We start from the raw sequence: 5,736 nt of genomic DNA on the forward strand, positions 1-5,736 counted from the left end.
GATTAGATGGCGAATTGGCAATCTATGAAAACGGTCTCTGGACCTGGAAGCACGCTGCTGGTAGGCACGCTAGTGACAATGCCAGTTTCCCAGCCACCTTTCTTACCTTCGTTATCGAAAAACCGCGCGAACATCGCCTAGCCTTCCTTAAAATCAAGAGTTCACAAGTCTTAAATTTCAGCATAAACATCCGAGACCACGACTCACAACTTTCTCTTCTTGCTAGTAGAAATCTTGTGTATGGCTTGTGTTTTGGACTGATGATTCTTGCTTTTGTCTACAACATGGTAATTGGCATCTCTGCTGGAGAAAGAGTTTATACTTATTACGCCTCTTACGTTTTATGTATGTCGCTATATATGATTGCCATGACCGGGTACAACCGCCTGGCGTTTCCCGATTGGGGTGGAGAGGGTAGCTTCACCAACCTGACCGCTTGCTTGCTTGCGTTTTCTGCAACAGTATTCGTTCGCGAGCTACTTGAAACTAAGACAACAATCCCCAAGCTCGATATATTATTACGCCTGTTATTGGCTGCAACTTTTTCGACCATATTTCTACTAGGGTTTATGTCTGACCAACTTGCCTACATGTGTGTAGAAACGATAGGTCTAGTCATTCCAATTATCATACTTGTCTGTGCTATCGGTGCACTAAAGCGTCACCCCCCGATGGCGAAGTTGTTTCTTCTTGCCTGGACCACTCACCTTATTACGGGCACCCTATGGGTATGGATGTGGCTTGGATACACCCCCCCATCACTAGACACCCTCAATATTTTCATTGCAGGTTCAGTGACCGAGCAACTGCTGCTAGCCATCTTGCTTGGCTATAAATACGCAAACCTGAAACAAGAAAACCGTAAGCTGGCAAGAGACGACGAAAATTATCTGGGTGAGTCAACTCAAGACCAGTTAACAGGGGTTTTTAGTCGTCAAACCCTCTACACTCAAATTGAACATACAATTAAAACTAGCGAGAACGACCTTGTTTGGATCGATATTGATATTGACAACTTTCAGAAGTTTAATGAGGCGCACGGCCTTCACGCAGGCGACCTATTGCTTAGCGAGTTTGGTCAATTGCTCCAAACAAAAGTACGTCGAGATAACCTAGCCGCAAAGCTGATCGATAAGGAAAATAGCTTCGCCTATAGAAGAGGGCTGGCAGGAAGAGTCGGTGGTGGGAAGTTTACTATACTTCTATCCAACTGCTCACTCCCCCAAGCCAGGCTCTACGTTGAAAGGTTAATGCGAGATTTCGAAGCCATCAAAATAAAGTCAAGCGATGGAAAGTGGCTAAATTCGAGCATCAGCGTCGGAGTTGTACATATTTTGCCTAATGAAGACTTTAATTCTGCCTGGAAGAGAGCAAGCAAAAAGCTACTGCTTGCGAAATCAAAAGGTAGTGCGCAGCTTTCGTTCTCCTAGACGACTAAATACTCAGCCACGGAAATAAAGCTTTTAACCGCTCCCCCTCCATTGACTGCATTAGCTCAACATTACGCTCTGGAATTTTTTCAGGGTTATCATAACTTTCTAGCGCATACTCCAAAGATTGCTCTCTAATTATGTGAAAAACCGGATAGGGAGCGCGATTTGTTAAGTTCGATTTATCATCCGGTTCGGTACCTTCAAACTGGTAATCCGGGTGAAAACTTGCCAACTGAAATACACCTTCGTAACCTTCTGAAACCAAAATTGAATTCGCATCCGACAGGCATGCTAAGTAAGAATAAAAGTCACTCAAGCCATTTGGGATAACAAGCAGAGTCGTTTCAATAGCCAGATTACTATCATTATCTAGAAACCTTAACTCTGCCAACAAGCGTTCAAGTATTGAGTCATAAGAGCTCCCAGTGTCGATCGCGATTCGGACACGTTCGTCTTCGTAGGGTTTGCGAGCAAACGGACACAAGTTAAGGCCGATTACCACTCGCTCCAGCCAAGCAACAACTTCTGACTCTACATGGCCAAGGGATAGCTCATTAGACATCTTTAAACACCTTTCCTGAAACATTTCATATTAAAGCGAGAATTTATCGGTCATCTTATCTAAGGTCGGCCCAGCAATGACGCCTCGCTCTGTAACGATATAATCGACCAAGCTCGCGGGCGTCACATCGAAGACCGGATTAAGTGCCTGTACGTTAGCCTCTGAAACTTGTTGTCCACTGAAACACTTAAGCTCATCGGAATCACGCATTTCAATCTCTATAGACGCACCGTTTTTCGATGCCATATCAACCGTACTGCTAGGCGCAACGACCATTACCTTTGCGCCATGGTACCTTGCCTGAATCGCCAAAGAGTAGGTGCCAATCTTGTTTACAACATCTCCGTTAGCTGCAATCCTGTCTGCACCAACGATAATCCATTCAACCGATTTGTTTTGGATCACCCACGAGGCCGCCGAGTCCGCATTTAAGGTAACCGGGATATCATCTCTCATGAGCTCCCAAACAGTTAATCGGGTACCTTGCATCCAAGGGCGCGTTTCATCTGCAAAGACTTCAGTGATTAAGCCATCACTCCAGGCTGAGCGTATAACCCCTAAAGCCGTTCCATAGCCACCTGTAGCCAAGCCTCCGGCATTACAATGAGTCATGACAGAGAACGGTTTTTCATGGAAGCGTTTAAACACGGAACAGGCTAAATCACCCATTTTAAAGTTGTTAGCAATATCCTCTTGATGAATTTCCTGGGCGCGGAGAAGCAGCTTTTCTAAACTAAAATCCTGCTCTTTCTGCGCTAGGAGCTCTTCCTGCATAACTTTCAGAGCCCATGCTAAATTTACCGCGGTAGGCCTAGCTTGACTCAGGAATTCAATATCCTTGTTAATACGTTCATAAAAATCGACTCCATTCATTAAGTGCTTTTTTGCGCTCAAAACAACACCGTAAGCCGCACAAATACCAATTGCAGGCGCTCCACGTACAACCATCGTCTTGATTGCCGTATAAACCTGTTCAACATCATGACAACTCATATAATCTTCAGACAAAGGTAGATTTCTCTGATCCAATAGAACCAGCGCACCATCTTGCCAATCGACCGCTTTGACGCTTAGAGACTCAAACTTATTATTCAATGACTATACTTCCTACTGTTTCATTATTTCGGTGGGACTCTATCATGCATGAGTAGTTTGCAATACCAGTTCCCTCAAACTCAATTAACACTTCTTTTCTATCGCCACCTACAACAAACACTGAAGGGTTCTGAGATAGCGGTTTAACAATAGATTCTGCATCCCCTACACTATTCCCGGAGTGCGAATGCCCTGAACCCTGCTGCGCCTTTTTCTTAGAGTGATAGAGTTCGTCAAGAACAAACATCTTGTACGCTTCTGACTGGTATAAAGCTTTCAGGTCCTTTGTAAAAACGAGCAAATGAGGCTCGTTAGTACGATTTTTAACAAGTACTCTGACCTTTGAACCAGAACTAATATTGACAGATTGCGGCCACACCCTACCAACAAGCACTTCAAGCTCGACGGTACGATCAGTCGCAGCCTGACCAAACAAGGGGTCTTTCCAGTATTCACCTAAAATATCTTCTGCCGTTACGCCGGCATTCGTAGTAAGGGTAAATAAAAGAAGCAAGGAAAGGAAAAGGTAGGGCATAATAAACTTTGGTAACATCTAAATGTTGTTCAACCTAAGCAACACAACATGGAACAAAACTACAAGTGACCTTCTTTATATGAAGTATACACCAAATGTACTAACAATTGCCGGCTCTGACTCTTCAGGCGGTGCAGGCATACAAGCAGATATCAAAACATTTACTGCCTTAAATGTCTATGGAGCATCAGTCATCACCAATGTCACAGCTCAAAACTCAAAGGGAGTTAAGGCCACCTATCCACTACCAGCGAAAGTTGTGAAGGATCAGCTACAGACAGTCATCAGCGACATAAACTTTAAAGCTATAAAGATAGGAATGCTGTATTCAAGTGAAATTATTAACGAGGTCGTAGAATGCCTTTCCAACAACACAAGTACACCTATAGTAATCGACCCAGTCCTTACTTCCAGTTCAGGCGTAATGCTTCTAGAAGAAGCCGCAAGAACAGCCCTGGTTGAGAACTTGTTTCCTTTGGCCACTCTAATAACACCCAACCTTATGGAAGCAAACTACCTGCTCCAATTTAAAGGAAAAGACACTGAAAATTTATGCACTCAGAATAAGGCCTTATTATTATCTGAGTTATTTGCATGTAGCGTTCTACTTAAAGGAGGTCATGTAAATGGCGAAATCGTTACCGACTACCTGCAGACCAATAAGGCAATGAATTCATTCTCGCACAAACGCATTGCAACAAATAATACTCATGGAACCGGATGCACACTATCTTCAGCAATCGCTGCAAACTTGGCTAAACAGCCAGACTTATTCATAGCTGTTAAAGAAGGTATATCATTTACCGAATCTTGTATCCAAAATGCTGACGGTTTACAGGTCGGTAATGGTTACGGCCCAATTAATCAGTTGCCATTTTCACAATACTAATTAAGCGATATAATTCTTTGCGGATATTTTCTGCACTATACTGCTACTAATATTACTAAGGGACTTCATAGAATGACAAAGCTAAGCATTTCGAAAAAAATTATACTAGCCTCTAGTTTAACAGTACTACTATCAGCTTGTGCCAGTAACCAAGTAGCTATATCAGAAAGCGTTCAACAAAAATCTGCCCAAGCAGCTTCACAGTCAACTTTCACACCAGAACAAGCAATTGACGAAGCAGAAGAAAAACTGCTAGTTGCGAAGAAAAAAGGCGTAGAATTCTTCTCTCCATTACATCTTAGGCAAGCAGAAGAGAGCATTGCATTAGCACGCGAGTACCTAACAGCCCCTCCCAGCGATATAAAAAATGCCTCTTTAATGTCCGCGATCGCTGCACAAAAATATATAGAAAACGCTTACGAGAATAAAAAGAAAGTTGAAGGAAATCTAAGGGAGTCCTTAAAAAATCTCGACATTCTAGAAAGTCTCAACGCCCCAGCTCTTGTACCCGACCAATATCAAGATGTCATGGAGTCGCTAAATGACATCATTCAAGAAATTGAACAGGGCAACGTTGCTGATGCTAAAAAGAGTGAAGTAGACCTTCTTGAAGACATGGCTGATACCGAAATATCGACACTAAAAGTAACACATCTTAATGAAGCTGTTTCGTTTTTCGAGCGTGCCTCGGACATCGACGCAGATGAGTACGCCGAATTGAGCTATGAAAAAGCAGAAGCTAAACTTGAAGCCTCAACAAGCTTTATTGAGAAGAATTATAGAGATAGAGAGGGGGTAAAAGCTGCAGGCATTGATGCTCTTTTGGCGACTAAAAAAGCTTACTTCGTTGCGATTGAAGCCGAACGCACGGTAAAAATGAAACCAGAAGAAGCTGAAAAGCACGTTCTTAAAGTAATGGAACTTCTCAATAACATTCACTTAGCTACATCAGGTCAAGACATTGAGCCTGAAAAACTATTTAACCAGTCAGAAGTTATAATCGATCTTATAAAAGAGCTGAAAAAGGCCCCTGTACAAAAACCTGAGCTTCCCGCTTCCCAGATCCAAACTTTCGCTGCGCCTCGATCCGAGCCGCTTGTGATTGAAACGCTCGAAGCACCTGCTCTGCCCGCCGGACATAAACCTCTGGAAGGCTTAGAAGTGGACAGCAGCGCTACCGATATCTCTTTACGTAAGGATGAAGACAGCTTTGATGCCATTG

General features: G+C 43.2%; 6 protein-coding genes. 3 read left to right on the plus strand and 3 right to left on the minus strand.

Annotated features, from left to right (window positions below; all coding sequences use genetic code 11):
• Positions 1–1,430: diguanylate cyclase (locus A3735_RS17045; protein ID WP_068638336.1), on the plus strand; the 1,430-nt coding region annotated here is incomplete at its 5' end.
• Between the two features lie 4 nt (positions 1,431–1,434).
• Here A3735_RS17045 and A3735_RS17050 read toward each other — a convergent pair.
• Genes A3735_RS17050 through A3735_RS17060 form a run of 3 tightly spaced genes read right to left on the minus strand, consistent with a single transcriptional unit; the run spans position 1,435 to position 3,625 of the window.
• A complete protein-coding gene (locus A3735_RS17050; RefSeq protein WP_068506406.1) occupies positions 1,435–1,995 on the minus strand; it encodes a DUF1415 domain-containing protein in 561 nt (186 codons plus the stop codon).
• A 30-nt stretch (positions 1,996–2,025) separates the two neighbouring features.
• Entirely contained in the window at positions 2,026–3,090 is a 1,065-nt protein-coding gene (gene mtnA / locus A3735_RS17055) for an S-methyl-5-thioribose-1-phosphate isomerase (protein WP_068506400.1), read from the minus strand.
• Positions 3,083–3,625 (minus strand): hypothetical protein, encoded by a 543-nt coding sequence (locus A3735_RS17060; RefSeq protein WP_156490687.1) that lies wholly within the window; start codon positions 3,623–3,625, stop codon positions 3,083–3,085. Before A3735_RS17060 ends, mtnA begins: the two co-directional genes overlap by 8 nt.
• Before the next feature lie 79 nt (positions 3,626–3,704).
• Between A3735_RS17060 and thiD the strand changes: the two genes are divergently transcribed.
• Both thiD and A3735_RS17070 read left to right on the plus strand, forming a co-directional pair.
• A complete protein-coding gene (gene thiD / locus A3735_RS17065) occupies positions 3,705–4,514 on the plus strand; it encodes a bifunctional hydroxymethylpyrimidine kinase/phosphomethylpyrimidine kinase (protein WP_068506541.1) in 810 nt (269 codons plus the stop codon).
• A 72-nt stretch (positions 4,515–4,586) separates the two neighbouring features.
• Positions 4,587–5,736, plus strand: a 1,150-nt coding sequence (locus A3735_RS17070; protein ID WP_156499731.1) for a hypothetical protein, incomplete at its 3' end; no start/stop codon positions are given.

Source organism: Oleiphilus sp. HI0061 (genome assembly GCF_001635675.1).